The following is a 24,891-nucleotide window of genomic DNA, read 5'->3' as shown; positions in this document are numbered from 1 at the left end:
GCTATGGCAAGCCAGGCGACGGGGCACAAACAAAACCGGCCCGCTTCGCGTTGACGAAGCGGGCCAGTCCGATATCCACCCGATCAGAATTTGCCGCGGACGGTAACGCCGTAGGTGCGCGGTTCCGCCAGGAAAGCGGAGAAGATCTGCCGCCCGCCGGGGTAGCCCGGATCGGTGAAGGGCGCGCCGGTGGCGCCTTCCTGGAACGGCGAGTTGAACGCGACCTGGGCATAGTTCTTGTTGAACAGGTTCTGGCCCCAGACCTCGACCGCCCAGCCTTCGTTCGGGCCGCGGATGCCGATGCGGCCGTTGACCACCGCGTAGCCGTCCTGCCCCTTTTGCGGGAACAGGTCCGACCCGGTATTGTAGTCGCTGGTCATCCGGGTGTCGAAATAGACCAGACCCGACAGGCCGGAACTGCCGATCGGCGGCGTCCAGGTGAACGACCCGGTGGCAACCACCGCCGGCGCGTTCGACAACCGCTGTCCCGGCAGCATGCGCAGCGCCTGATCCAGCGGCGCGCCATTGCTGGTCCCGACCAGATTGTTGCGATAGTGGGTGTCGGCATAGGTCAGGCCGGCCGCCACCTGAAGATAGGGCGACGGGTTCATCACCGCTTCCAGCTCGACGCCCTGCGAGACGACGCCGTAACCGACATCGCCGGCCGCGCAGGCGCCGGTTGCGCCCGCGCCGGCATTGTAATTGGGCGCGGTGTTGAACTTGCTCTGATCCCGGTCGCCGCCGGCCAGATCGGTGCCGCAGCCGTTGACGTTCTGGACGATGAATACCGAACCGTTGAACGTGTTCAGCTGGAAATTGGAGAATTGCTGGCGGAAGGCGGCGAGGTTGAAGGTGAACCGGCCGAACGAGAATTTGCCGCCGATTTCGTAGGCATTGACCTTTTCCGCGTCAAACTGAAGGTTGCCGACCAGCGCCTGCGCGCCGGTGGCGCCGCCGAACGACGCCAGCGGGTTCTTCATCGCCGAGCGATCGAGGTTGAAGCCGCCTGCCTTGTAGCCGCGCGCATAGCTTGCGTAGATGAGCGCGTTGTCGGCGACCTTCCACGACAGGATCGCGGTACCGGTCAGCTGATCCTCGCTGCGCTTGTCGTGGACGCTGACACCGTTGATTTCGCTGCTCGAATTGCCCTGGCAGGTCAGCGCGATCAGCGCGCCGGCGATCGGCGCCAGCCCGGCGTTGGCGAGGAACGGCCCCATTGCCGCCTGCTGCGCCGGGCAGAAGGTATTGTTGTTGTCGAAGGTGGCGCTGAACCGCTTCTTTTCCGTCGTCCACCGCGCGCCGAGGGTCAGGTCGATACGGTCGGACAGGTGGATGATATTGTGGGTGAAGACGGCGAAGTTGTTGCTTTTCTGCCGATAGAGATCGTTATTGGCGCCAACCTGGCGCACCGCGTCGAGCCGGTCGAAGCCGGCCAGGACCGCCGGCCCGGCCACCGGGCCGAGCGCGCCCGGCAGCGTCGAGACGAGGAAGCCGCGGCCGGTGGGGCTGATGCAGCCGGTCGCCGTCGGATCGTAGAACGCGGCAAGCGGGCTGCCGGTGACGATGCGGCAGGTGGCGAAGCGGCCATAGTCGCGGCCGAATTTCAGATTGTCGGTCAGGTCGAGCGTCTCGTTGGCGTAATAGCCACCGACCAGCCAGTCGAGCCGGTCGTTGAACGCCGAACCCTGCAGCCGCAATTCCTGACTGAAGGTTTTGAATTCGCGGTTATAGGCGGCCTTGCCGGGGTCGCGATACAGGATGTCGACCTGGCTGTAGTCGGTGTCGGAAGCCTGGTCCGACGCGTATTTACGATAGCCGGTGATCGAGACCAGCCGCGCCCCGCCGAAATCCCAGTTCAGTTCGCCGGACACGCCCCAGTCTTGCGTCCTGCCGGCATAGGTGCGGCCCGGCGACACGTAGATGTTGCGATCATAGGGATTGGCGTTGAAGGCGCCCATGTTCTGACCGAGATCGTGCAGCACCTGGACGATGTTGTTCTGTGCCGGGTCGAGCAGGCCGCCGACCGACGGCTGTTCCGCCGACCGGACATAGGCGGCGGCGCAGCAAGCCTCGTCACGCTTCGAATAATCGCCGATCAGCCGGAAGCTGATGTCGCTCGACGGTTCGAACAGCAACTGGCCGCGCAGGAAATAGCGGTCGCGATTGTTGACCCGGGTGTTGTTGACGACATCCTTGTAGAAGCCGTCGCGCTTCACATAGACACCGTCCAGCCGGGCGGCGATGGTTTCGCCGAGCGGGCCGGTGACGCTGCCGCCCAACCGGTAATAATCGTAATTGCCGTAGGTCGCCTCCCCGGTTGCGCCGAACGAGAAGCTGGGTTTCTTGCTGACGATGCTGAGCATGCCGGCGGAGGCGTTGCGGCCGCCGAGCGTGCCCTGCGGCCCGCGCAGTACCTCGACCCGCTCAATTTCTCCCAATTCGTTCAGGCCGATGCCGGAGCGCGAGCGGTAGACGCCGTCGATGAACACCGCGACCGAGCTTTCGAGGCCGGGGTTGTCGCCGACCGTGCCAATGCCGCGAATGCGGGCGGAGCCGTTGGCCTCGCTGCCCGTCGACGAGACCAGCAGCGACGGTGCCACCTGGTTCAGCTGGCGGATGTCGTTGGCACCGCTGTTCTGCAACGCTTCGGCCGAGACGGCGGAAATCGCGACCGGCACGTCCTGAAGTTGCTGGGCCCGGCCCTGCGCGGTGACGATGATGTCGGTGCCACTATCCGGTTCCGGCGCGGATTGTTGCGCGAAGGCCGGCGTGGCGAGAGCCGCGCAGGCGACCGTGAGCATCCAAGCAGATTTGGGCATACCACTCTCCATTCAGCCGCACATTCGTGTCTGTGCCTTTAGACTAGCGCGCTGTTGCTAAAGAAACATCCGCCAAAGGGCGGGAATCCGGGGTTTCCGGGAAAGTGCGCTGTTATTGCCACAGTGAAGCGGGTTGACGCTACGGCATCCGGGGCTTGTCGTTTCGCTGCCGTAAACCCCCTTTGCTTGGGCGGTTTCGATGGGGACTGTCGCGGTGCAATCGCGGCGCCCGATTTATCTTCTTATTTCAACAAGCCGGCTTGAGCGGGCATGAAAAGGGCCGGCGCGTCGCCGCGGCCGGCCCGTAATTCACGCAAATGGCAGCTGGGCCTATCGCGGCGCCAACACCATCAGCATCTGTCGCCCTTCCATGCGCGGATGGGCCTCGACCTTCGCGATCTCGTCGGTGTCGCCCTGCACCCGCTGGAGGAGTTGCATGCCGAGCTGGCCGTGGCTCAGCTCACGCCCGCGAAAACGCAGCGTTACCTTTACCTTGTCGCCTTCGCCGATGAACTCGATGATCTTCTTCATCTTGGTATCGTAATCGTGATCGTCGATGTTCGGACGCATTTTGATCTCCTTGATCTCCTGCGTCTTCTGCGTCTTGCGGGCGAGGTTCGCCTTTTTCTGCGCCTCGTACTTGAACTTGCCGACGTCGAGGAACTTGGCCACGGGCGGATCGGCGTTGGGCGACACTTCAACCAGGTCCAGCCCGACCTCGGCCGCCTGCTCGATCGCCTCGCGCGTGAACATCACGCCCAGATTTTCGCCATTCTCGTCGATCACGCGCACCTTCGGCACGGTGATGAATTCGTTGAAGCGCGGCCCGTTAGCCGGCGTCGGCGCCAGGGGGCGCCGCATCATTGGAGGACGTATAACCCGATCTCCCTAGTGGTGAGCGGCCCGTAATCTAATGCCTTCGGCCCCGAATGGAAAGGCGGCGCGGCATCTTTGTCGCGAGGTGCGGCAATTCTACACTGAATGTGCCAGTCCGGCGCGGGTTGAAGCGACGCATCCGCGACAGCCGCGGGTCGGTGCGGGCGCGCTAGGCGTCCGCGATGATCCGCGCGACCGCTGCAAAATCGGCAGCGATGTGCCGGGCGCCCAGCCCGCGGAGCAGCGCCGCATGGTCCGGTCCGCAATGACGGCCGGCGGTGAGGCCGACGACGATGCCGCCGGAGGCGACCGCACCGGTGACGCCAACCGGCGAATCCTCGACGATCACCGTGCGCGCGATCGGCACGCCCAGCACCCGCGCCGCCAGCAGATAGATGTCAGGGGCCGGCTTGCCATGCGCGACATGTTCGCGCCCGCTGAAGATCAGTGCCGGATCGAACGCATCGGTCAGCCCGACATGGGCGAGATGGGCGGTGATCCACGCCGTGGAGCTGGACGAGGCGATCGCGCGCGGCAGATCGGGCGGCAGGCCGCGCACAAACGCCGCCGCGCCGGCGACCGGCGGTACGCCTTCCGCCAGCACCCGCGCGTCCTCCGCATCGCGCAACGCGTGGAAGCGCGGCGGGATCGGCCCGCCGATCCAGCTTTCGATCGCGGCATGGAAGGCGGTGCCGCTAAGCCCCATGAAGCGGGTCATCGCCGTTTCGACACTGGTCGGGTGACCGAGCGCGGTCAGCAGTTCGGCGAGATGACGATTGCCCTCATATTCGCTTTCGACCAGCACGCCGTCGAAATCGAGGATCAGCCCGGCGGCGGCCATCAGCGCGCGCCGAACAGGGCGGTGCCGACGCGGACATGGGTGGCGCCCAGCGTCACCGCCGTTTCAAAGTCGCCGGACATGCCCATGCTGAGCCCGGCCAGACCGTTGTCGCGCGCCAGCTTCGCGAGCAGCGCGAAATAGGGTGCTGCCTCGATCCCGGCCGGCGGCACGCACATCAGCCCGGCAACCGGCAGGTCGGCGGCGCGCGCGGCGGCGAGCAGCGCCGGCAAGTCGGCGATCGCACAGCCGCCCTTTTGTGCTTCCGCCCCGATATTGACCTGAACGAACAGCGCCGGGCGCCGGCCGGTCCGATCCATCGCCCTGGCCAGCGCGGAGACCAGCGAGGGGCGGTCGAGCGCATGGATCGCGTCGAACAAGGCGACGGCGTCTTCGGCCTTGTTCGATTGCAACTGACCGACGAGGTGGAGGGCGAGGTCCGGGGTTTCGGTGCGCAGTTCCGGCCATTTCGCCTGCGCTTCCTGCACCCGGTTTTCGCCGAACACGCGCTGCCCGGCGGCGATGAGCGGGCGAATCGCGTCGACCGGGTGGGTTTTCGACACGGCGACCAGCGTTACCGCACCGGCGGAGCGATTGGCGGTGGCGGCGGCGCGGGCGATGCGCGCGTGGGTTTCGGCAAGCCGGGCGGCGGGGTCGTCTGCGGTCATGGCGGTGCTATAGGAAGGCGGATGCGTCCCCGCCAGCCCGCCGCCGCCCTGCCTCGCCTGTGGCTGATGACCGACGAACGGCTGGGCGACCGGCTGTGGGCGGCGATTGCCCGCCTGCCGCGCGGCGCCGGTATCGTGTTTCGCCATTACCACACCCCGGCGGCCGAACGGCGCGCGCTGTTCGTCCGGCTGGCGGCGGTCGCCCGGCGGCGGGGGCTGGTGCTGGTCGCCGGCGGCGCGGTGCCGCCGGGCTGGCGTGGGCTGGTCCATGGCGACGACAAGCCGGGCCGGCCGCGCACCGCCCCGGCGCACAACCGGCGCGAGGCGATCGCCGCGATCCGTGGCGGCGCGGTGCTGCTGTTCGCCTCACCGGTCCATCCGACCCGGTCGCACCCCGGTGCACGGGCGCTTGGCCCGGCGCGGCTAGGGTTGATGATCCGCGGCCTGGCGGTGCCGGTCGTCGCGCTGGGCGGCATGGACGCGCGCCGCGCCCGCGCTCTGGCGCCGCTCGGCATCCACGGCTGGGCGGCGATCGACGCCTGGCTGGCGGACGGGGGTGCGGCGAACGGGGCGGCGGATCAGTAGGAGGTGCCGGTCTTCGACTGCTGCGCGCGGTCGATCATCATCCGCTGTTCACGCCGGATCTGCTGCCATTCCGCCGCCGTATAGCATTGGCGCGATCGCGACAGGCGGCTGCCGATGTCGGTTTCCGTCCGACAGATTACCCGGTTCGGGTCCTTCTTGCCGGCGTCGCCCGGCTTGTCCTTGGCGGCGAAAGCGGTCCCGGGAACAAGCAGCGCGCCCGCGACCAGCGCCCACATCACTGTCTTCATCCGACTCGTCCTTCAAAACTGATTGCCGGCACGCTGACAGGCCGCCGCCGTCGAGGCAAGAGGCCGGCCCGCGACCGGGTTACCGCATTGAATTGCCATGCGAACGGCGCGACGAGTCTAGCACAAAAATGCGCCGCCGTCGCCGCCGTTCGCCGGGGTCGTCAGCCGGTGGTCAGCAGCAGCTTGCCGTCGCCTTCATCGACATGGACGGTCGCGCCGTCGCGGACCGCGCCTTGCAGGATCAGGTCGGCGAGCGGGTCCTGCAGATATTTCTGCACCGCCCGTTTCAGCGGCCGGGCGCCGTAGACCGGATCGTAGCCGACCCGGCCGAGCCAGGCGCGGGCGCCGTCGGTCAGCGCCAGCGTTACCTTGCGGTCGGCGAGCAGTTTCTGGACGCGCGCCACCTGGATGTCGACGATCGGCCCCATATGGGCCTGCGCCAGCCGGTGGAACAGGATGATCTCGTCCAGCCGGTTCAGGAATTCCGGGCGGAAATGAGCGCGGACGATGTCCATCACCTGCGGCTCCACCTCGCTCAGCGGCTGATCGTCCGGCATCGCCGCGAGAACCTGGCTGCCAAGGTTGGAGGTCAGGATGATCAGCGTGTTGGCGAAGTCGACGGTGCGGCCCTGCCCGTCGGTCAGCCGCCCGTCGTCGAGCACCTGAAGGAGGATGTTGAACACGTCGCCATGCGCCTTCTCCACCTCGTCGAACAGGATGACCTGATAGGGGCGGCGGCGGACCGCCTCGGTCAGGACGCCGCCTTCCTCGTAGCCGACATAGCCGGGCGGGGCGCCGATCAACCGCGCGACGCTGTGCTTCTCCATGAACTCGCTCATGTCGATGCGGACCATCGCGTTCGGGTCGTCGAACAGGAATTCGGCGAGCGCCTTGGTCAGTTCCGTCTTGCCGACGCCGGTCGGCCCCAGAAACAGGAAGCTGCCGAGCGGCCGGTTCGGGTCCTGCAAACCGGCGCGGGCGCGGCGGACGGCGGCGGACACGGCCTTCACCGCATCTTCCTGCCCGATCACCCGCTTGCCGATCTGCTGTTCCATCTGCAGCAGCTTCTCGCGCTCGCCCTCCAGCATCCGGTCGACCGGGATGCCGGTCCACCGCGAGACGACGGAGGCGATGTCGTCGCCGGTCACTTCCTCGCGCAGCATCGCACCGGCGGTCGCCTGCGCGACGTCGGCGAGCTGCTTCTCCAACGCCGGGATGACGCCGTAGGACAGCTCACCCGCTTTGGCGAGGTCGCCGGATCGCTGCGCCTGTTCAAGTTGCTGGCGGGCGACATCAAGCTGTTCCTTGATTTTCGCCTCGCCGGCGATCTTCTCCTTTTCCGCCTGCCAGCGGGTGGTGAGGGCGGCCGACTGTTCCTCCAGCCCGGCCAGTTCCTGCTCCAGCCTGGCCAGCCGGTCCTTCGAGGCGGCGTCGCTTTCCTTCTTCAGCGCCTCGCGCTCGATCTTCAGCTGGATGATCCGGCGGTCGAGCCCTTCGATCTCCTCCGGCTTCGATTCCACTTCCATGCGCAGCCGCGACGCGGCCTCGTCCATCAGGTCGATCGCCTTGTCGGGCAGAAAGCGGTCGGTGATGTAGCGGTTGGAGAGGGTGGCGGCGGCGACGATCGCACCGTCGGTGATGCGGACGCCGTGGTGAAGCTCATACTTCTCCTTCAACCCGCGCAGGATGGAGATCGTGTCCTCGACCGTCGGCTCGCCGACGAACACCGGCTGGAAGCGCCGCTGCAGCGCCGCGTCCTTTTCGACATGCTTGCGATATTCATCGAGCGTCGTCGCGCCGATGCAGTGCAGCTCGCCGCGCGCCAAAGCCGGTTTGAGGAGGTTGGACGCATCCATTGCCCCTTCCGACTTGCCGGCGCCGATCAGCGTGTGCATCTCGTCGATGAACAGGATGACCTCACCCTCGGCGGCCTTGACCTCGTCGAGCACGCCTTTCAGCCGTTCCTCGAACTCGCCGCGATATTTGGCGCCGGCGATCAGCGCGCCCATGTCGAGCGCCATCAGCCGCCGGTCCTTCAGCGTGTCGGGCACGTCGCCGTTGACGATGCGCAGCGCCAGCCCCTCGGCGATCGCGGTCTTGCCGACGCCGGGTTCGCCGATCAGCACCGGGTTGTTCTTGGTCCGCCGGGCGAGGATCTGCACGGTGCGGCGGATCTCCTCGTCGCGGCCGATGACCGGGTCGAGCTTGCCGTCGCGCGCCGCCTCGGTCAGGTCGCGGGCGAATTTCTTCAGCGCGTCATAGCGGTCCTCGGCAGAGGCAGTGTCGGCGGTGCGGCCGCCGCGCAGGCTGTTGATCGCGGCGTTCAGCGCCTCCGCCTTGACGCCGGCGGCGGCCAGCGCCTTGCCGGCGGTGGTCGTTGTCGCCAGCGTGAGCGCGAGCAGCAGCCGTTCGACCGTCACGTAGGAGTCGCCGGCCTTGTCGGCGACCTGTTCGGCCTGGTCGAGGACGCGGACCGCGTCATTGTCCAGCCCCGGCGTCTGCTGGGCACCGCTGCCCGATACCGCCGGCACCCTGGCGAGGGCGGCGTCGGCTTCGCGCAGCGCGGTTTCGGGCGCGCCGCCGGCGGTGCGGATCAGGCCGGAGGCCATGCCCTCCTTGTCCTCCAGCAGCGCCTTCAGCAGATGCTCCGGGCCGATCCGCTGGTGGTTCATGCGGATCGCGACGGTCTGCGCCGACTGGAGGAAGCCCTTGGCGCGGTCGGTAAATTTCTCGAGGTTCATGTGACTCCCCTTCGACAGGCCTGTGATATGGTGTTGCCTAAACGCAACACAAGATCAGACCGAAAGGGTTTTGAGGACCATCGGCACGAAATCCGGGTCGCCATCCTCGATCAGCGCGCCGTCGAGCTTCAACCGGGCGAGGCCGTGGGCCAGCGCCCAGCAGGCGATGACCCGTGCTTCCGTTCGCGGATCGGTGTCCGGGTCGCCGCCGATCGCCTCGACGACGACGGCGAAGCAGCGTTCGCCCGCTTCCTTCAGCGCCGGGTCGTCGCGGTCGAGCAGGGTCTTGCGGAACATCAGGTCGAAGCGGGCGCGCTGGGACAGGGCATAGCGGATATAGGCCTGCCCCATCGCCAGCCGCTTTTCGACCGGATCGCTTACCCCCGCCGTCGCCGCCCGCGTGACGTCGGCAAGGGCGTTGAAGGCGTGGACGGCGACCGCGGTCAGCAGGCCGCGCGCGTCGCCGAAATGATGGGCTGGCGCCGCCGGCGACACCCCGGCCCGGCGCGCCGCTTCGCGCAGGGAAAAGCCGTCTACCCCGCGTTCGGCAATAATCGCTTCGGTCGCCGCGATCAGCGCCGCGCGCAGATCGCCATGATGATAGGGCAAGCGACCGGTTTCGTCTGTCATGCCTTATCTATACGCTGTTCAGACTGGAGCGGCAAGCGCCGCCGCCTTATGCGTAACGGACGCGCACCTTGCGCCGCCCGCGCTGCACGGCGCCGATCAGGCCGAAACCGAGGATCAGCAGCGCCCATTGCGCCGGTTCCGGCACTGCTGCCGTGACCGGCAGGCCGGACGTCGTCACCCGCAACTGAGTGTTCTTGCCCGGGAGGGACCCGGCACCGTTGAAGGCGTAGTTGGTTCCCACCGTTCCGCTGGCATCCTGCGCGCCAATGGTCAGTTGCGTCGGTATCGTCACGTCGCCGTAAGCGAAGGTTACCTCGTCGACGCCGAGTCCCATCCAGACCTGGAATGACGCCGTGCCGCCCCCGACAAGCGCCATATTCGCCCAATCAAACACCAACCAAGATCTGCTCCCGCTGCTCAGGGTACCGATGCGCATCGCACCGCCGGCGTTCAGATCGAGGTCGGTCCAGAATGGCGCGAGGATCGTCGTCGCGGAGCCGGACGGCAGGCTTTGGTTGATCGCGGTCGACCCGATGGCGGACGTGTTGCCAAAAACCAGCAGGCCATCCTCGCCCATCGCCACCTGGGACCAGCTTTGGCCAGCGAACACCACGGGCTGGGTGGAGGTGGTCACAAACCCGTTGCCCGCCGCACCAGCCGTCGGGGATATGCCAAAAGCGGACAATGACAGATATTCGCCTGCGGGCGACATGCCGTCAGCGAGCGTGATCGACGCAGCTTGCGCGTTCGCAGCGAGTCCGATGCTGCCGAGCAGGGCGGCCGCGCTCAGAATATCTCGTCCGATGAATGACATGTGTCGCCTCCGTATCGGGCAGGACTACGCCAGAACAGGCACCCCCTATCCCTAAGCCGAAAAGCTAGCACGAACAGGTAAATCCTGCGACGTCCTTAACCTTTCGGGCGTCTCGATTCGGAACGATTATTTTGCTGGAATGGCCGCTTTCGGACGGTCCGCCGCGAACACGTCGCCGAAATAATCACCGCGATACCAGAGCGGCACGGTGTCGGCGTCGGCCATGGCCCGGGTGATGCGGTAATTCGCCTCGGCGAAGCGGGCGCCGGCTTCCCAGTCGATCGGCTGCTGCATGTCGTCGCCGCGATTATGGTAGTTGCCGGACAGGAACTTGCCCCAGTGTTCACCGCCGCCATTTGCGAAGCCGGTGGCGAGAAACACCGCCGGAACCCCCTGTTTGACGAACATGTAATGGTCGGAGCGCACGAAAATGCTCTCTTCCGGCATCGGATCGGGGGCGAGGGCGAGGCCCATCGGCGCAACGGCGTTGGCGACGAGCGGCCCCAATGTCGAATGGTCGGCGCCGAAGGCGACGACGTCGGTGAACGGATAGAGCAGGATCGGCATGTCCAGGTTGACATTACCGACGATGCCGGCCGCCGGCACCGTCGGGTGACGGGCGAAATAGTCGGCGCCGAGCAGCCCTTTCTCCTCGCCGGTCAAAGCGAGGAACAGGATCGAGCGGCGCGGCCTGTCCGTTGCCTCGGCCGCGGCGCGGGCGACTTCCAGCATCGTCGCGATGCCGGCGGCGTTGTCGAGCGCGCCGTTGTTGATCCTGTCCGTTTCCGCCGTGTCGTCCGGCTTGGCCGGGGAGACGCCGATATGGTCGAGATGCGCCGACAGCACGACATATTGCCCGGCAAGCGCCGGGTCGGCCCCCGGCAAGACCGCCGCGACATTGGGGCTGGTGACCCGTGTCATCGTTGCGCTCTGGGTGACGCGCGCGCTGGTTTTCAGCGCGAAGCCCTTCGGCCGGCCGCCGGCCCGGTCGGCTTCGGCCAGCACCGCCTTCAGGCTTTTCGGCGCGCCGGCGAATACCGCCTCCGCCACCGGCGCGTTGAGTTGGGCGCCGCCCTTCATGCCGTAGCTGCGGTCGAACGGCTTGCCGTCCGGCCCGACCCAGGTGACGCTCGGTTGGTTGGCGAAGCGGATGCGTTGCGCCCAGGGCCGGGTGGTGGCCGCCTGCAGAGTCGCGATGCTGAGCCAGCCGATCGCGCCGTGGCGCGCGGCGGCTTCGATCTTGTTCGCCGAGAGATGGGCGCCGACCTCGCTCGGCATGCCTTTGGGATAGCCGGCCAGGGTGACGACGATTTTCCCCTTCACGTCGAGCCCGCGATAGTCGTTGATCCCGGCGACCTTGTCTTCGATGCCGTAGCCGACGAACACCAGCGGCGCCGCGATCGCGTAATTGGGATCGCGAACATCGATGCTGACCAGCACGTCGGTTGCGTGCGCCCACTGCTTTTCACCGGCCGGCCCGGTGATGGTCACGGTGCCGGGGGTGGCGCCGGGAACGGTGCGCCGGAAGGTAATGCGCTGATACCAGTCATCCTTGTCGCCCGCTGGCTTCAGGCCCATCGCCTCGAACCGGGTGGCGACATAGCGCGCGGCGATCTCATGCCCGATGCTGCCGAGGTCGCGCCCTTCCAGCAGATCGTCCGACAGGAAGGCGACATGCGCGCGCATCCCCTCTGCCGTGAACGGGGCCGCGGCGGGCGGCGGGGTCTGTGCTGTCGCGGCGACGGCGACGCAGGCCAGCAGGCCAGCGGCCAGCGAACGGGTATATCCCATCAATATCCATCCTCTTTTTTCCGCCGGACCGGCAGCGAACCCCGGACATTGGCGGCGGTGACAGCGCGCGGCAAGCCGGTTCGTCGCTTCACGGCGCTGCGTGGGCAGGGCAGCCCCCAAAAGCACGGCGTCCGCCGCCGCGCGATTGCGCCGCCCGACGGCTTGGCTAAGAGTGATGGGCTGACCGAAAGAGAGGTTTTCCGGATGCGCCGTTTTGCCCTGCTGCTTGCCGCATTGACGCTTGGCACCGCCGCAACCCCTGTTTTTGCCCGCGCCGCCGCGCCAGCGGACAGGCCGGCGCCGCTGGCCGCGCTGATCGACGACGTCGCTATCCCGCACACGCAATTCACCCTGGCCAACGGCCTGCGGGTGCTGGTCCATACCGACCGCAAGGCGCCGATCGTCGGCGTGACCGTCTATTACGACGTCGGGTCGAAGCACGAGCCGCAGGGGCGGACCGGCTTTGCTCATCTGTTTGAGCATCTGATGTTTGGCGGTTCGGAAAACGTGCCGAATTTCGACGAGCCGCTGGTGGCCGCCGGGTCGACCCCGACCAACGGATCGACCTGGTTCGACCGCACCAATTATGTCGAGACGGTGCCGACCGGTGCGCTGGAACTGGCGCTGTTCATGGAATCCGACCGGATGGGCCATTTGCTCGGCGCGGTCAGCCAGGAGAAGCTCGACGCCCAGCGCGGCGTTGTCCAGAACGAGAAGCGGCAGGGCGACAACCAGCCGTTCGGGCTGGTCGAATATGCCAAGATCGCCGGCACGGTGCCGGCCGGCCACCCTTATGGTCATTCGACGATCGGATCGATGGCGGATCTGGACGCCGCCAGCCTCGGCGATGTGAAGGACTGGTTCCGCCGGCATTACGGCCCGAACAACGCGATACTGGTGCTGGCCGGCGATATCGATGCCGCGACGGCGCGGCCGCTGGTCGAGAAATATTTCGGCGACATTCCCCGTGGGCCGCAGCAGCCGCCGATCGCCGTGACGGTGCCGACCCTGCCCCAGCCGGTCGTCGAGACGATGAAGGACCGTGTCGCCAATACCCGGCTGTACCGGGTGTGGACGACGCCGGGGTTGAATGACCCGGACGCGGTGCCGCTCGGCATTGGCGCGACGGTGCTGGGCGGGCTCGCCAGTTCGCGGCTCGACAATGCGCTGGTCCGCGAAGAAAAGCTGGCGGTGGCGGTCAGTGCCTATGTCGCGCAATTCGCGCAGATGGGCTGGTTCACCGTCCAGGCCGACGTCAAGCCGGGGGTCGACCCGGCGGCGGTCGGCCGGCGTCTCGACGCGCTGATCGCCGATCTGGTCGCCAACGGGCCGAGCGCCGACGAGGTTCAGCGCACCGCGATGCGCGCGGTCGCCGGCAGCGTTGTCGGGCTGGAAAATGTCGGCGGCTTTTCCGGCAAGGGCGCGACGCTGGCCGAAGGTCTGCTCTATTCCGGCACGGCCGACCAGTACCGGCGCGACCTGGCCGCCTATGCCGCCGCGACCCCCGAACAGGTGCGCGCCGCGCTTGGCCGGTGGCTGGCTCGCCCGGTCTATGCGCTGAGCGTCGTGCCCGGCCCGCGCGATGCCTATCAGGAAGCGGGGGCTGCCGCCCGGCCGGGTCCGCGCTTCTATCGCGGGCCGGATGGCGTCGGCGGCCCCGCGCCGGCCGCTGCTGTCGTAGACCGCTCCGCCCTGCCGCCGGTGGCCCCGGTGACCGACTTCACCTTTCCGACCGTCAGCCGCGCCCGGCTCTCCAACGGCATTCCGATCGTCTATGCCCACCGCGACGCGGTGCCGGTGACCCGCATGGTGATGAGTTTCGACGCCGGGGCCGCCGCCGACCCGGCCGGCCGCCGCGGCACCCAGACGCTGGCGCTGGCGCTGATGGAGGAAGGGACGACCAGCCGCGATTCGATTGCGATCGCCGAGGCGCAGGAGCGGCTGGGCGCGAGCATCGACACCGGCGCGTCGCTCGACAATACCGCCGTCACCCTCAGCACGCTGTCGGCCAATCTGGCGCCGGCGGTCGCTTTGTTCGCCGACATCGTCCGCAACCCGGCCTTCCGGCCGTCCGAGGTCGACCGGTTGCGCGACCAGCAACTGGCGGCGATCGCCGCCGAGACGACCAGCCCGGCCGGGCTGGCGGCGCGTGCGCTGCCGCCGCTGCTGTTCGGCGCCGACCACCCTTACGGCAAGCCGGGGGGCAGCGGCGACCCGGCGGTGGTCAAGACGCTGAGCCGGGCCGAACTGGTTGCGTTCCACCACGCCTGGATTCGCCCGGACAAGGCGACGCTGTTCGTGGTCAGCGACCGGCCGCTGGATGAGGTACGCGCCGCGCTCGACGCGCAATTTGCCGACTGGCGCGGCGAAGGGACGCCCGGCACCAAGAATTTCGCGGTGCCGGTGCCGACGCCGCGCGAGCGCATCGTGCTGATCGACCGACCCGATTCGCCGCAATCCTATATTGTCGGCGGCGAGGTGACGGCGTTGACCGGCAGCGACGACATGGTCGCGGTGCAGGCGGCGAGCGCGGTGCTGGGCGACAATTTCCTGTCGCGGCTGAACATGGATCTGCGCGAGGCGAAAGGCTGGTCCTATGGCGTGTCCGGCCGGTTCGACCGGCTCGCCGGTCCGGTGCCCTATCGGGTGTCGGCGCCGGTGCAGGCGGACAAGACCGGGCCGGCGATCACCGCGCTCCGCCAGAACATCGCCGCCTTTCTGACCGACAAGGGGGTGACCGCTGCCGAGCGCGATCGCACGATAGAGGGGCTGATCCGCCAGATGCCGAGCAGCTTCGAAACCGGCACCGCGGTGCTGGCGGGCATGCAGTATAATGCGTTGTTCAAGCGGCCGGACGATTACTATTCGACGCTGGCCGGGCAGTATCGCGGGCTTGACCCGGCGGCGATGGACAAGGCGATCCGCGCCGCGCTCGACCCGAAGCGCTTCGTCTGGCTGGTCGTCGGCGACGCGAAGCTGGTCCGGCCGCAGCTTGACAGCCTTGGCCTGCCCGTCGAGGTGTTGGCGGCACAGTAACAAGCATCAAGGAGTGACGGGCATGGCCGGACTGGATGGCGAATGGGATTGCGTGACGAAATCGCCACTTGGCGACCAGAAGTCGGTGCTGACGGTCAAGACCGCGCCGGACGGGACCTGGACCGGCGATAATGCCGGGGCGCTGGGCGCGCTGGCGGTGCTTGACGGCAAGTATGACGGCAACACCCTGACCTGGAAGATGGACATGAAGGTGCCGTTGCCGATGACGCTGGAATGCACGGCGACAATCGATGGCGACACGTTGACCGGTGGCGTCACCGCCGGTGCGTTCGGGACGTCGCCGATGAGCGGGACGCGCAAGGCGTAGGCCGGGCCCGGCGGCGCCTTCCCAAGCAGGCGCCGCCCCCCGAACCGACCGCCGCTTCGGCTTTTTAGAAGAACAGTCGGGTGGTGTGGCCCATCTTGCGGCCGGGGCGCGCCGCGCCCTTGCCGTAAAGGTGAAGGTGGAGCGCCGGATCGGCGAGCAGCGCCGGCCAGTCGGCCGCATCCTCGCCGAGCAGGTTGCGCATTTCCACCCGGCGGGCGGCGAGGGCGGTGCTGCCGAGCGGCAGCCCGCAGACCGCGCGGATGTGGTTTTCGAACTGCGAGGTGATGGCGCCTTCGATCGTCCAGTGGCCGCTATTGTGGACACGCGGCGCCATTTCGTTGAACACCGGCCCGTCCGGCCCGGCGAAGAACTCGACCGCCAGCACCCCGACATAGTCGAGCGCCGCGGCGAGCCGGGTGGCGATGGCGATCGCCGCGTCGGCCTGTTCGGCGATGCGACCGTCGGCCGGGACTGTCGACTGCGCCAATATGCCGGCTTCATGCCGGTTTTGCGGTACGTCCCACGGGCGGGTCGCGCCGTCCGTGCTGCGCGCGACCAGCACCGAGAATTCCTGATCGAAGCGGACGAAGCCTTCGAGGATCGCCGGACGGTTACCGATCGCCTGCCAGGCGGCCGCTGCGTCCCCGGCCGTGGCGAGCCGCGCCTGCCCCTTGCCGTCATAGCCGAAGCGGCGGGTCTTGAGGATCGCGGGCGCGCGGAGCGCGGCCAGCGCTTCGTCCAGCGCGGCGCGGCTGTCGACCGGGGCGAACGGAGCCGTCAGCGCGCCATGATCGCGGGCGAACTGCTTTTCCGTCAGCCGGTCCTGCGCCACCTCCAGCGCCTTCGCACCGGGCCGGACCGGGCAATGCGGCACGATCGTCATCACCGCGTCGACCGGCACATTCTCGAATTCGTAGGTGACGACGTCGACCGTCCGGGCAAAATCGGCCAGCGCCGCCCCGTCGTCCCATGCGCCCTGCGTCCAGCGCGCCGATACGTCGCCGGCGGGGCCGCTCGGCTCCGGCGCGTAGATGTGGCTGCGATAGCCAAGGTCGGCCGCCGCCATCGCCAGCATCCGCCCCAGCTGCCCGCCGCCCAATATGCCGATCGTCGCGCCCGGCGGGACCGGGCTCATTCCGGCGACTCCGCGACGTCCGCGGTCTGGCGTGCGCGCCACGCATCCAGCCGGTCGGCCAGCGCCGAGTCGGCATTGGCGAGCAGCGCCGCGGCGAACAACGCGGCGTTGATTGCGCCGGGACGGCCGATCGCGAAAGTGGCGACCGGGACGCCGCCCGGCATCTGGACGATCGACAGCAGGCTGTCGAGGCCGCTCAGCGCTTTCGACTCGACCGGTACGCCAAGCACCGGCAGCCGCGTCATCGCCGCCGCCATGCCGGGCAGATGAGCGGCCCCGCCGGCGCCGGCGATGATCGCCTGCAGCCCGCGCCCGGCCGCGCCCTTCGCGTAATCATAGAGTCGTTCTGGGGTGCGGTGGGCGGAAACCACCCGTGTTTCGTGCGGAATTCCGAGGGCGGCCAGTATGTCGGCGGCGTGCCGCATCGTTTCCCAATCGGACCGGCTGCCCATGATGATGCCGACGACCGGCGCCGCGTCTGCCATTGATGCCCCTGCCTTACCCTGCCCGGCCGCGCGCCGGGTCTGCGGAGCGGCGCGTTTTACTGTCGCTCCGCCGCGCTGGCAATGGCGCGCGGCGGGATGGGCGCGGTGGCGGTGACCCGCGGGACGGGTGGTTGTCGCTCTTGTCCTATAGGATTTGCCCGTTTGCCCGTATAAGCGCCGCATGAAAGGGGGGAGTCCAGGGAGAAGACCAACAATGGCGCATAGCGTGAACGACAACCGGACCACCGACCCGGTGGCGCTGGCCGCCGAAAATGCGACGCTGCGGATCGCCGTCGCTCAACTGGTCGAGCGAGTCGCCGAGCTGGAGCAGATCGCCGATACCGACACGTTGACCCCGCTCGCCAACCGACGCTGCTTCCTGCGCGAATTGCAGCGGGTGGCGCGGCAGGTGTCGCGGTACGGCCATAGCGCGGCGGTGCTGTTCATCGACGTCGACGGGCTGAAGGCGATCAACGACACATACGGCCATTCGACCGGCGACCGCGTGCTGATCCATGTCGCCCGGATTCTGCGTGAACGCGTGCGCGGGACCGACATGGTCGCCCGGATCGGCGGCGACGAGTTCGGCGTGCTGCTCGAACGGGTGGACGCGGACGCGGCGCGGGAGAAGGCGCTGGCGCTGAGCAGCGCGATTGCCGACAGCCCGCTCGATTCGATCGCGGTCGCGGTGTCGATCGGCATGGCGCCGATCCTGCCGGAGGATCACGATGAAGCGACGCTGGCCCTCGCCCGCGCGGATTGCGACATGTACGGCACCCGCCGCGAGGTCAGGCTCTCTCGCTGAGATAATAGCGGTCGACGGCGCCGAGCGCGTCGTCCAGTTCATAGACGATCGGCTGGCCGGTCGGGATTTCTAAGCCGGTGATCTCCGCGTCCGGGATGCCCGACAGATGCTTGACCAGCGCGCGCAGCGAATTGCCGTGGGCGGAGATCAGCACCCGCTCCCCCGCCTTTAGCGCCGGTGCGATGCGGCTGTCCCAATAGGGCAGCACCCGCGCGATCGTGTCCTTCAGGCTTTCGGTCGCCGGTACTGTGACGCCGGCATAGCGGCGGTCGGCGCTCAGGTCCCACGGGCTGCCCGTTTCCATCGGCGGCGGCGGGACGTCGAAGCTGCGCCGCCAGACCTTGACCTGTTCATCGCCATGCTTCGCCGCGGTTTCCGCCTTGTTGAGGCCGGTCAGCCCGCCATAATGCCGCTCGTTCAGCCGCCAGTCCTTTTCCACCGGCAGCCACAGCCGGCCCATCGCCTCCAGCGCCAGGTTGAGCGTCTTGATCGCCCGGGTCTGAACGCTGGTGAAGCACTGGTCGAAATCCAGCCCGCGCGTCGCCATCAGTTCGCCTGCCGCGCGTGCTTCCGCCACGCCCTGATCGGTCAGGTCGACGTCCCACCAGCCGGTGAAGCGATTCTCCAGGTTCCAGGCGGACTGGCCGTGGCGGATGAGCACGAGGGTAGGCATGAACGGTGCGGGTCCTTCGTCGTTATCGGGAAAACGGTCAGAGCGTGTCGATCATCGCCGCGAGATTGTCGAGGCAGGCATGGGCCAGCGTCTTGCAGCGCGCCGGCGACCAGCCATGGACCGGATCGGCATTGTCGTCATGGTCCTTGAACGGCATTTCCAGCGTCATCGACACCGCGCCGAACCGTTCGGCGACCTGATTGGTCGACATCGACAGATTGGCCTGGCCGGCCGCCGCGACGACATAGCCCTTGTCGAGCTGGAAATCGGGGGTGCGGGCGGCGAGCGTTTCACGGAACCGGGCATAGAGCGCCGCCTTGGCCGGGTCGAACGAGGGTATCCCTTCGAACCCGGCGACGAAATTGGCGGCGATCGCTTCGTCGCCATGCACGTCGATCGCGAAGGCGACGCCGGTTTCGTCCATCGCGTTGCGGACGGCCAGCACTTCCGGGCTGCGTTCGGCCGACGGCGCGTGCCATTCGCGGTTGAGGTTCACCCCGGCGGCGTTGGTGCGCAGATGGCCGCGGGCGCTGCCGTCCGGGTTCATGTTGGGGACGATGTGGAAGGTTGCTTTCGCGCGCAGCAGCCGCGCGGTGGCATCGGCCGGGTCGGTCAGCTTTTCCAGCGCGCCTTCCATCCACCATTCCGCCATCGATTCGCCGGGATGCTGGCGGGCGTAGAGCCATACGGCTTTCGGCCCTTCGCCGAGCGTCAGGCAATCGAGCGGGCGGCCGTCGAGGGTGCGGGTCAGCTCACGCTGGCTGACGCCGGGCAGCGCCGCCATCCGCGCGACCAGATCGTAATGGCGTTCCATCGCATAGGGCGCGAAATAGGCGACCCACAGCGCGTTGCCGGCCGGGGTGTGGCGGATGGTCAGGATATCGTCGGCATAAGTGGTTTCGGCGAGGGGCCAGTTTTCCCGGTCCTCGCTGACCCGTGCCCGATAGCCGGGCCAGCCGAGCGGATAGGCGGAACCGGCGCAGTTGACGATGCGCAGGGTAACCGGCCGCCCGGCCGCGCCGGCGACGCGGAAATGAAACCACTGGTAGAAATCGGACTGGTGGTCGGTGACGATTTCCAGGTCGGCGCCGCTGTCGGTTTGAGAAAGAACGCGAATATTGCCGCTGTCGAAGCAGCTGGTGATGCTGAGTGTCATTTCACCCTGATAGTGCGCCCCGACTCTCCCGGAAAGTCCCTGAACAGCGCTTCGGCCAGGCGCGCCGCCGTGGTAGCCGGCTGGGCATCCGCCGCGCCTTCCTGTGCGGTGGTCTCGGCCCGGCCTTCCCAGACCACGGTCTGGTCGGCCCGGCGTTTCAACTGCACCGTCAGGCGGGTGCCGACGATCACGTCGCTGCCCTTCTTGCCGAGGCCGAAGCTGATTCCGCCGCCAACGCCGCCGCGATAACCACCGGTGCCGCCGCCGAGGCCGATCGATACCGGCGACCGGCGCGGCGGCCCTTCCCGGCTGTCGCGCTCGATCGAGAGGACGGCGACATACAGGCTGGTCCCCAGCCGTTCCGCCGGGACATAGCCGACACGCTGCAATTCGCGCTGGACCGCATCCGCATAGGTACGGAATTCAAGGCTGTCGGCATCGCCGCCGGCGACCGGTTCGACCATGGCGCTGCCGCGTTCGAGCGCCTGGTTCAGGTGGAAGCGCGTGGTGTCGATAGGGGATGGCCCGGTCGCGCAGGCGCCGAGCGCCACGAGCGGAAGAAGGGGAAGGAGCGAGCGGAACGAGCGCATGGCGAACTCCGGCTACGATACGGTGGTACACTGAGCGCACCGTATCGTAGCCGGAACAGGGCGCAAGGATTCGTTTGTGCCTCGCGCCGTCGCGACCTTGACTTGGCGCGCCCCGCCCGATAGGCGGACGCCTCAAATTTCCAGCCAGATTCGAGCCGAAAATGAAGATCCGCAACTCGCTCAAGTCCCTGAAGGACCGGCATCGCGACAATCGCGTCATCCGCCGGCGCGGGCGCACTTACGTCATCAACAAGACCAACCGGCGGTTCAAGGCCCGCCAGGGCTGAACTTGTCCGGGCAGGGCAGCCTGGCCGTCATCCTTGATGTCGGCAATGTCCTGTTCACCTGGGACCCGCGGTTCCTCTACGAGCGCCTGATCGCCGATGATCGGGCGCTCGCCGCGTTTCTGCGCGACGTCGTCACCCCGGAATGGCATTTCCAGCATGACGCCGGCCGCCCGTTCGCCGAGACGCGTGCCGAGCTGACCGCGCTTTTCCCCGAACATGCCGCGCTGATCGCGGCGTGGGGGCCGCGGTTCAACGACAGTCTGGGGCCGCCGGTTGGCGGCATGATCGCATTGGTCGAAGAGCTGGACGCACGTGGCGTGCCGCTGTTCGCGATCACCAATTTTTCCGGCGAATTCTGGGGGCCGTTCCGCCAGCGCGAAGCGGCGTTGTTCGACCGGTTCCGCGGTATCGTGGTGTCCGGTGACGAGAAACTGGTAAAGCCTGATCCGGCGATCTATCGCCTCGCCCTCGACCGTTTCGGGTTGGACGCGGCGGATACGCTGTTCATCGACGATCGCGCCGACAACATCGCGGGCGCCGAAAGCGTCGGCATGCGCGGCCATCATTTCACCGATGCGGCGGCGCTGCGGGCGGAACTGGCGGCGCTGGAACTGCTCTGAGATACGGATGATCGGCCTGATCGGCGGGATGAGCTGGGAAAGCTCGGCCGAATATTACCGGCTGCTCAACGAGGGGGTACGTGCCCGGCGCGGCCCGACCGCATCCGCCCGCTGCCTGCTCTGGTCATTCGACTTCGCCGAGATCGAGGCGTTGCAGCACGCGGGCGACTGGGACGGGTTGACCGCGCGGATGGTCGACGCGGCCCGCCGGCTGGAGGCGGGCGGGGCCGATGCCTTGTTGATCTGCACCAACACCATGCACCGGATGGCGCCGGCGGTAGAGGCGGCGGTTGCCGTCCCGCTGCTCCATATCGCCGATCCGGCGGCGGAACGCGTCCGGGCCGCCGGGCTGCGCCGGGTCGGGCTGCTCGGCACCGCCTTCACGATGGAGCAGGATTTCTACAAGGGGCGGCTGACCGGCCGGCACGGCCTGTCGGTGATCGTGCCGGAGGCAGCGGACCGCGCCATCGTCCACCGGATCATTTACGAAGAGCTGGTCGCCGGCCGGGTCCGGCCCGAATCGCGGGAAGCCTATCGCGGCGTCATCGCCCGGCTGGTCGAACAGGGGGCGGAGGCGGTCATCCTCGGCTGCACCGAGATCATGCTGCTCGTCGGCCCGGACGACAGCGCCGTTCCCCTGTTCGACACCACCGCGCTCCACGCGCAGGCCGCCGTCGATTTCGCGCTGTCCGGCTGAGCCGGCGCGGGGGTTCAGCCGCGATAGCCCTTCAGTTCGTCGCCGGCGATGCGGACGACGTGGAGGACATTGGTCGACCCCGGGGTGCCGAACGGCACGCCGGCGATGACAACGACGCTGTCGCCGGCGGCGGCGAGGCCGTGGCGCAGCGCCATCCGTTTCGCCTTGGCGACCATTTCCTCGAACGAACCGATGTCGCGGGTACGGACCGCGTGGACCCCCCAGAGCAGGCCGAGCCGCCGCGCGGTTTCCAGCTTCGGGGTCAGCACCAGCACCGGCACGATCGGCCGTTCGCGGGCGATGCGCCGGGCGGTGGAGCCGCTGGCGGTGAAGCAGATGATCGCGCTGGCGGACACGGTGCGCGCAATCGCGCCGGCGGCTTCCGACAGCGCGTCGGCGGTGGTCGGGTCCGGCCGGGTTTCGGTGAAGTGGAGACGCGCGGCGTAACCGGGATCGCCCTCCACCGCGACGGCGATCGAATCCATCATCGCCACCGATTCGCGCGGCCAGGCGCCGGCGGCGCTTTCCGCCGACAGCATCACCGCGTCGGCGCCGTCGTAGATCGCGGTCGCGACGTCGGACACCTCGGCACGGGTCGGGGTCGGCGCCTGGATCATCGATTCGAGCATCTGGGTGGCGACGACGACCGGGCGGCCCATCCGTCGCGCCGTTTCGACGATGCGCTTCTGCAAAGGCGGCAGTTCATAGGGCGGCAGCTCCACCCCCAGGTCGCCGCGCGCGACCATCACCGCGTCGGCCAGTTCCAGGATCGACTCCAGCCGGTCGACCGCCGCCGGTTTCTCGATCTTCGCAAGCAGCGCGGCGCGCCCGCCGATCAGCCGCCGCGCCTCCGCCACATCCTCCGGGCGCTGGACGAAGCTGAGCGCGACCCAGTCGACATGCTGGTCGAGCGCGAAGGCGAGGTCGGACCGGTCCTTTTCGGTCAGCGCCGCCAGCGGCACGACGACGTCGGGGATGTTGACGCCCTTGTTGTTCGACAGCGTGCCGCCGACTTCGACCCGCGTTTCGATCCGCTCGGCGGTGCGCGACAGGACGCGCAGCACCAACTTGCCGTCGTCGAGCAGCAGGCGGGTGCCCGGTTCGAGCACGGCGAACACTTCCCGATGCGGCAAGTGGACACGGGTGGCGTCGCCGGGGGCAGTGTCATGGTCCAGCGCGAAGGCGCCGCCGGTGGCGAGCGCCGCCGAGCCGCCGGCAAAGGCGCCGACGCGCAGTTTCGGCCCCTGCAGGTCGGCGAGGATCGTCGACGGGCGGCCGAACTGCTTCTCCAGCGCGCGGATATGGGCGATGGTTTCGGCATGGCCGCTCTGGGCGCCGTGGCTCATGTTGACGCGGAAGGCGTCGGCCCCGGCGCGGAACAGCGCCTCGATCATGTCCGGGCTGCCGCTTGCGGGACCAAGCGTGGCGAGGATGCGGACCTTGCGTCCGCGCGGGGGTATACTGGCGGTCATCGGTCCTGCCTGTTGCGCGATCCAGCGCGGGCTTAGCGTGTTGGCGCGGCAGATCAACCGCGGAACGATTCAGCGGTGGCCGGCGTCCAGCCGAGCGACGAACGGCGCGATCAGCAGCACGGCGACGCCGACGCCGACCGCGAACCAGCCGATCTGGCCGTAGACGGCGACGACTGCCGCTGCCGATCCTTCGCCGGCATCGCCGGTCGCGCGGGCGATCAGGCTGGCGATATAGTTGCCGCCCGCCGTTGCCAGATACCAGCTGCCCATCAGCAGCCCGACCATTTCCGGCACCGCCAGCCGGGTCATCGCCGACACGCCGACCGGCGACAGACAGAGTTCGCCGGTGACATGGAGCAGGTAGAGCAGGAAGATGAAGATCACCGGCGTCGGCCCCAGCCCGGCGGCGTTGGCGCCGGCGACCAGCACCAGAAAGCCGGCGCCGATCTGGATCAGCGCGAGGCCGAACTTGGCCGGGGTCGACGGCTCCAGCCCGCGCCGGCCGAGGGCGGTCCACAGCCAGGCGAAGAACGGCGCAATCAGCACGATGTAGATCGCGGTCAGCGACAGGAACAGCGATGCCGGCACCTCCACGCCGAACATCCGCCGGTCGACATGCCGGTCGGTGAACAGGTTCAGCGACGATCCGGTCTGTTCGTACAGCCCCCAGAACAGCGGCTGGACGATGATCAGGAACAGGGCGAGCAGCAGCCGGTTGCGGTCGGCCCGTTCCAGCCGGAACAGCGCCTTGTGGAGGATCATGCCGACGGCGGCGACGCTCGCCGCGATCAGGATCAGGCTGACCACCTCCTGCTTTGCCATCAGCAGCCAGACCAGCGGTACGGCGGCGAAGGTCAGCAGGTAGATCAGCCATTCGCGGCTGATCCCGGCGAACGCCTTCTCGCGCAACTGCTCCGGGTGCGGCGGCTCGCCCTTGCCGTCGAGCAGCGGGCGCAGGCCGATGAACGCGGCGAGGCCGACGACCATGCCGACACCGGCCGCGCCGAAGCCGTATTGCCAGCCATAGACTTCGCCCAGCAGCCCGCAGACCAGCGGCCCCAGCGCCGCTCCCGCGTTGATGCCGATATAGAACAGGGTGAAGGCCGGGTCGCGGCGGATGTCGTTGCGCGGGTAGAGGTGGCCGACGAGGACGGCGACATTCGCTTTCAGGAAGCCGACGCCGACGATGATCAGCGATAGTGCCAGATAAAAGGCGGCGAGCGCGGTCGGGTCGGCGCCGCCGGACCCCTCCACCCCCATCAACAGGTGACCGATGCTGAGCAGCACGCCGCCGAACAACACCGCCTTGCGCGCGCCGAGATAGCGATCGGCGACATAGCCGCCGACCAGCGGGGTGATAAAAACCAGCGCCGTATAGGCGCCGTAGATCAGATAGGCCTTTTCGTCGCTGAACAGGAAATGCTTGGTCAGGTAGAAGATCAGCAGCGCGCGCATCCCGTAATAGGAAAAGCGCTCCCACATCTCGACGAAGAACAGCAGAAACAGGCCGCGCGGGTGGCCGAGAATGGTGGCGGCGTGGCCGCCGGTGCCGGTGGTCATGCCTGTCATCCCCTCGTTAGGTCCCGTCTGGCGTGGA

At 68.0% G+C, this 24,891-nt stretch carries 23 protein-coding genes; 7 read left to right on the top strand and 16 right to left on the bottom strand.

From position 1 onward, the window contains the following. Positions 1-83 precede the first annotated feature (83 nt). The 4 genes from ACMT1E_RS14015 to ACMT1E_RS14000 all read right to left on the bottom strand — a co-directional run bounded on the left by ACMT1E_RS14015 (position 84) and on the right by ACMT1E_RS14000 (position 5,201). Positions 84-2,819 carry a TonB-dependent receptor gene (locus tag ACMT1E_RS14015; protein WP_414901008.1) on the bottom strand — a complete coding sequence of 912 codons (2,736 nt, stop codon included), beginning with the start codon at positions 2,817-2,819 and terminating at the stop codon, positions 84-86. A gap of 330 nt (positions 2,820-3,149) precedes the next feature. Next, positions 3,150-3,683 (bottom strand): translation initiation factor IF-3, encoded by a 534-nt coding sequence (infC, locus tag ACMT1E_RS14010; protein WP_414901007.1) that lies wholly within the window; start codon positions 3,681-3,683, stop codon positions 3,150-3,152. 181 nt (positions 3,684-3,864) lie between these two features. Continuing rightward, on the bottom strand, positions 3,865-4,536 hold the full coding sequence (locus ACMT1E_RS14005; protein WP_414901006.1) for an HAD family hydrolase: 672 nt from the start codon (positions 4,534-4,536) through the stop codon (positions 3,865-3,867). Further along, a complete protein-coding gene (locus ACMT1E_RS14000) occupies positions 4,536-5,201 on the bottom strand; it encodes a YggS family pyridoxal phosphate-dependent enzyme (RefSeq protein ID WP_414901005.1) in 666 nt (221 codons plus the stop codon). The genes ACMT1E_RS14005 and ACMT1E_RS14000 overlap by 1 nt, the downstream gene beginning before the upstream one ends. 21 nt (positions 5,202-5,222) lie before the next feature. On the opposite strand from ACMT1E_RS14000, the gene ACMT1E_RS13995 reads away from it, so the two are divergent. Next, positions 5,223-5,786, top strand: coding sequence for a thiamine phosphate synthase (locus ACMT1E_RS13995; protein ID WP_414901004.1), 564 nt, complete (start codon positions 5,223-5,225; stop codon positions 5,784-5,786). Here the strand turns inward: ACMT1E_RS13995 and ACMT1E_RS13990 are convergent. The 5 genes from ACMT1E_RS13990 to ACMT1E_RS13970 all read right to left on the bottom strand — a co-directional run bounded on the left by ACMT1E_RS13990 (position 5,780) and on the right by ACMT1E_RS13970 (position 12,010). Further along, positions 5,780-6,034 (bottom strand): hypothetical protein, encoded by a 255-nt coding sequence (locus ACMT1E_RS13990; RefSeq protein ID WP_414901003.1) that lies wholly within the window; start codon positions 6,032-6,034, stop codon positions 5,780-5,782. The two genes, ACMT1E_RS13995 and ACMT1E_RS13990, sit on opposite strands and share 7 nt — an antisense overlap. A gap of 161 nt (positions 6,035-6,195) precedes the next feature. Next, positions 6,196-8,775 (bottom strand): ATP-dependent chaperone ClpB, encoded by a 2,580-nt coding sequence (gene clpB / locus ACMT1E_RS13985; RefSeq protein ID WP_414901002.1) that lies wholly within the window; start codon positions 8,773-8,775, stop codon positions 6,196-6,198. Positions 8,776-8,829: 54 nt separating this feature from the next. Further along, positions 8,830-9,405 (bottom strand): TetR/AcrR family transcriptional regulator, encoded by a 576-nt coding sequence (locus ACMT1E_RS13980; protein WP_414901001.1) that lies wholly within the window; start codon positions 9,403-9,405, stop codon positions 8,830-8,832. Positions 9,406-9,451: 46 nt separating this feature from the next. Continuing rightward, a complete protein-coding gene (locus ACMT1E_RS13975; RefSeq protein ID WP_414901000.1) occupies positions 9,452-10,219 on the bottom strand; it encodes a PEPxxWA-CTERM sorting domain-containing protein in 768 nt (255 codons plus the stop codon). Positions 10,220-10,345: 126 nt separating this feature from the next. Further along, positions 10,346-12,010 (bottom strand): M28 family metallopeptidase, encoded by a 1,665-nt coding sequence (locus ACMT1E_RS13970; RefSeq protein WP_414900999.1) that lies wholly within the window; start codon positions 12,008-12,010, stop codon positions 10,346-10,348. A 204-nt stretch (positions 12,011-12,214) separates the two neighbouring features. Between ACMT1E_RS13970 and ACMT1E_RS13965 the strand changes: the two genes are divergently transcribed. Both ACMT1E_RS13965 and ACMT1E_RS13960 read left to right on the top strand, forming a co-directional pair. After that, complete coding sequence (locus ACMT1E_RS13965; protein ID WP_414900998.1) at positions 12,215-15,046, top strand: M16 family metallopeptidase; 2,832 nt, start codon at positions 12,215-12,217, stop codon at positions 15,044-15,046. Positions 15,047-15,068: 22 nt separating this feature from the next. Further along, on the top strand, positions 15,069-15,374 hold the full coding sequence (locus tag ACMT1E_RS13960; protein ID WP_414900996.1) for a hypothetical protein: 306 nt from the start codon (positions 15,069-15,071) through the stop codon (positions 15,372-15,374). A 64-nt stretch (positions 15,375-15,438) separates the two neighbouring features. Here ACMT1E_RS13960 and ACMT1E_RS13955 read toward each other — a convergent pair whose 3' ends face one another. Both ACMT1E_RS13955 and purE read right to left on the bottom strand, forming a co-directional pair. Beyond that, complete coding sequence (locus ACMT1E_RS13955) at positions 15,439-16,509, bottom strand: 5-(carboxyamino)imidazole ribonucleotide synthase (protein ID WP_414900994.1); 1,071 nt, start codon at positions 16,507-16,509, stop codon at positions 15,439-15,441. Then, positions 16,506-16,994 carry a 5-(carboxyamino)imidazole ribonucleotide mutase gene (gene purE, locus ACMT1E_RS13950; RefSeq protein WP_414900993.1) on the bottom strand — a complete coding sequence of 163 codons (489 nt, stop codon included), beginning with the start codon at positions 16,992-16,994 and terminating at the stop codon, positions 16,506-16,508. Before purE ends, ACMT1E_RS13955 begins: the two co-directional genes overlap by 4 nt. Before the next feature lie 226 nt (positions 16,995-17,220). Here purE and ACMT1E_RS13945 point away from each other — a divergent pair, with 226 nt between their 5' ends. Further along, complete coding sequence (locus tag ACMT1E_RS13945; RefSeq protein WP_414900992.1) at positions 17,221-17,799, top strand: GGDEF domain-containing protein; 579 nt, start codon at positions 17,221-17,223, stop codon at positions 17,797-17,799. On the opposite strand, the gene gpmA is transcribed toward ACMT1E_RS13945, so the two are convergent. The 3 genes from gpmA to ACMT1E_RS13930 are packed head-to-tail and all read right to left on the bottom strand — an operon-like array spanning position 17,783 to position 20,218. Beyond that, a complete protein-coding gene (gpmA, locus tag ACMT1E_RS13940; RefSeq protein ID WP_414900991.1) occupies positions 17,783-18,472 on the bottom strand; it encodes a 2,3-diphosphoglycerate-dependent phosphoglycerate mutase in 690 nt (229 codons plus the stop codon). The genes ACMT1E_RS13945 and gpmA overlap by 17 nt on opposite strands. 37 nt (positions 18,473-18,509) lie before the next feature. After that, positions 18,510-19,628 (bottom strand): M14-type cytosolic carboxypeptidase, encoded by a 1,119-nt coding sequence (locus ACMT1E_RS13935; RefSeq protein WP_414900990.1) that lies wholly within the window; start codon positions 19,626-19,628, stop codon positions 18,510-18,512. Beyond that, positions 19,625-20,218, bottom strand: coding sequence for a DUF4136 domain-containing protein (locus tag ACMT1E_RS13930; RefSeq protein WP_414900989.1), 594 nt, complete (start codon positions 20,216-20,218; stop codon positions 19,625-19,627). Before ACMT1E_RS13930 ends, ACMT1E_RS13935 begins: the two co-directional genes overlap by 4 nt. A gap of 161 nt (positions 20,219-20,379) precedes the next feature. On the opposite strand from ACMT1E_RS13930, the gene ykgO reads away from it, so the two are divergent. From ykgO to ACMT1E_RS13915, 3 genes are read left to right on the top strand one after another with little or no spacing between them, the layout of a single operon-like run. After that, complete coding sequence (gene ykgO, locus ACMT1E_RS13925) at positions 20,380-20,505, top strand: type B 50S ribosomal protein L36 (RefSeq protein ID WP_003046794.1); 126 nt, start codon at positions 20,380-20,382, stop codon at positions 20,503-20,505. 2 nt (positions 20,506-20,507) lie between these two features. Then, on the top strand, positions 20,508-21,125 hold the full coding sequence (locus tag ACMT1E_RS13920) for an HAD family hydrolase (protein WP_414900988.1): 618 nt from the start codon (positions 20,508-20,510) through the stop codon (positions 21,123-21,125). Position 21,126: 1 nt separating this feature from the next. Continuing rightward, the gene (locus ACMT1E_RS13915) at positions 21,127-21,822 is read left to right on the top strand and encodes an aspartate/glutamate racemase family protein (RefSeq protein ID WP_414903442.1); all 696 of its coding nucleotides are present in this window, start codon (positions 21,127-21,129) and stop codon (positions 21,820-21,822) included. 14 nt (positions 21,823-21,836) lie between these two features. Here the strand turns inward: ACMT1E_RS13915 and pyk are convergent, their stop codons facing one another. After that, positions 21,837-23,294 carry a pyruvate kinase gene (pyk, locus tag ACMT1E_RS13910; RefSeq protein WP_414900987.1) on the bottom strand — a complete coding sequence of 486 codons (1,458 nt, stop codon included), beginning with the start codon at positions 23,292-23,294 and terminating at the stop codon, positions 21,837-21,839. A gap of 69 nt (positions 23,295-23,363) precedes the next feature. Then, positions 23,364-24,863 (bottom strand): peptide MFS transporter, encoded by a 1,500-nt coding sequence (locus ACMT1E_RS13905; RefSeq protein ID WP_414900986.1) that lies wholly within the window; start codon positions 24,861-24,863, stop codon positions 23,364-23,366. Positions 24,864-24,891: the final 28 nt, after the last annotated feature.

This window comes from Sphingomonas flavalba, assembly GCF_047553045.1.
In the GTDB taxonomy this organism is placed as follows: Bacteria; Pseudomonadota; Alphaproteobacteria; order Sphingomonadales; family Sphingomonadaceae; genus Sphingomonas_L; species Sphingomonas_L flavalba_A.
The sequence above is the reverse complement of the archived record's forward strand: the minus strand, read 5'-3'. Positions and strand labels throughout refer to the sequence as shown.

Coding starts and splice junctions, on each gene's coding strand:
- ACMT1E_RS14015 (WP_414901008.1), bottom strand. CDS start 2,819: ATGCCCAAATCTGCTTGGATGCTCACGGTCGCCTGCGCGGCTCTCGCC.
- infC (WP_414901007.1), bottom strand. CDS start 3,683: ATGATGCGGCGCCCCCTGGCGCCGACGCCGGCTAACGGGCCGCGCTTC.
- ACMT1E_RS14005 (WP_414901006.1), bottom strand. CDS start 4,536: ATGGCCGCCGCCGGGCTGATCCTCGATTTCGACGGCGTGCTGGTCGAA.
- ACMT1E_RS14000 (WP_414901005.1), bottom strand. CDS start 5,201: ATGACCGCAGACGACCCCGCCGCCCGGCTTGCCGAAACCCACGCGCGC.
- ACMT1E_RS13995 (WP_414901004.1), top strand. CDS start 5,223: ATGCGTCCCCGCCAGCCCGCCGCCGCCCTGCCTCGCCTGTGGCTGATG.
- ACMT1E_RS13990 (WP_414901003.1), bottom strand. CDS start 6,034: ATGAAGACAGTGATGTGGGCGCTGGTCGCGGGCGCGCTGCTTGTTCCC.
- clpB (WP_414901002.1), bottom strand. CDS start 8,775: ATGAACCTCGAGAAATTTACCGACCGCGCCAAGGGCTTCCTCCAGTCG.
- ACMT1E_RS13980 (WP_414901001.1), bottom strand. CDS start 9,405: ATGACAGACGAAACCGGTCGCTTGCCCTATCATCATGGCGATCTGCGC.
- ACMT1E_RS13975 (WP_414901000.1), bottom strand. CDS start 10,219: ATGTCATTCATCGGACGAGATATTCTGAGCGCGGCCGCCCTGCTCGGC.
- ACMT1E_RS13970 (WP_414900999.1), bottom strand. CDS start 12,010: ATGGGATATACCCGTTCGCTGGCCGCTGGCCTGCTGGCCTGCGTCGCC.
- ACMT1E_RS13965 (WP_414900998.1), top strand. CDS start 12,215: ATGCGCCGTTTTGCCCTGCTGCTTGCCGCATTGACGCTTGGCACCGCC.
- ACMT1E_RS13960 (WP_414900996.1), top strand. CDS start 15,069: ATGGCCGGACTGGATGGCGAATGGGATTGCGTGACGAAATCGCCACTT.
- ACMT1E_RS13955 (WP_414900994.1), bottom strand. CDS start 16,509: ATGAGCCCGGTCCCGCCGGGCGCGACGATCGGCATATTGGGCGGCGGG.
- purE (WP_414900993.1), bottom strand. CDS start 16,994: ATGGCAGACGCGGCGCCGGTCGTCGGCATCATCATGGGCAGCCGGTCC.
- gpmA (WP_414900991.1), bottom strand. CDS start 18,472: ATGCCTACCCTCGTGCTCATCCGCCACGGCCAGTCCGCCTGGAACCTG.
- ACMT1E_RS13935 (WP_414900990.1), bottom strand. CDS start 19,628: ATGACACTCAGCATCACCAGCTGCTTCGACAGCGGCAATATTCGCGTT.
- ACMT1E_RS13930 (WP_414900989.1), bottom strand. CDS start 20,218: ATGCGCTCGTTCCGCTCGCTCCTTCCCCTTCTTCCGCTCGTGGCGCTC.
- ykgO (WP_003046794.1), top strand. CDS start 20,380: ATGAAGATCCGCAACTCGCTCAAGTCCCTGAAGGACCGGCATCGCGAC.
- pyk (WP_414900987.1), bottom strand. CDS start 23,294: ATGACCGCCAGTATACCCCCGCGCGGACGCAAGGTCCGCATCCTCGCC.
- ACMT1E_RS13905 (WP_414900986.1), bottom strand. CDS start 24,863: ATGACAGGCATGACCACCGGCACCGGCGGCCACGCCGCCACCATTCTC.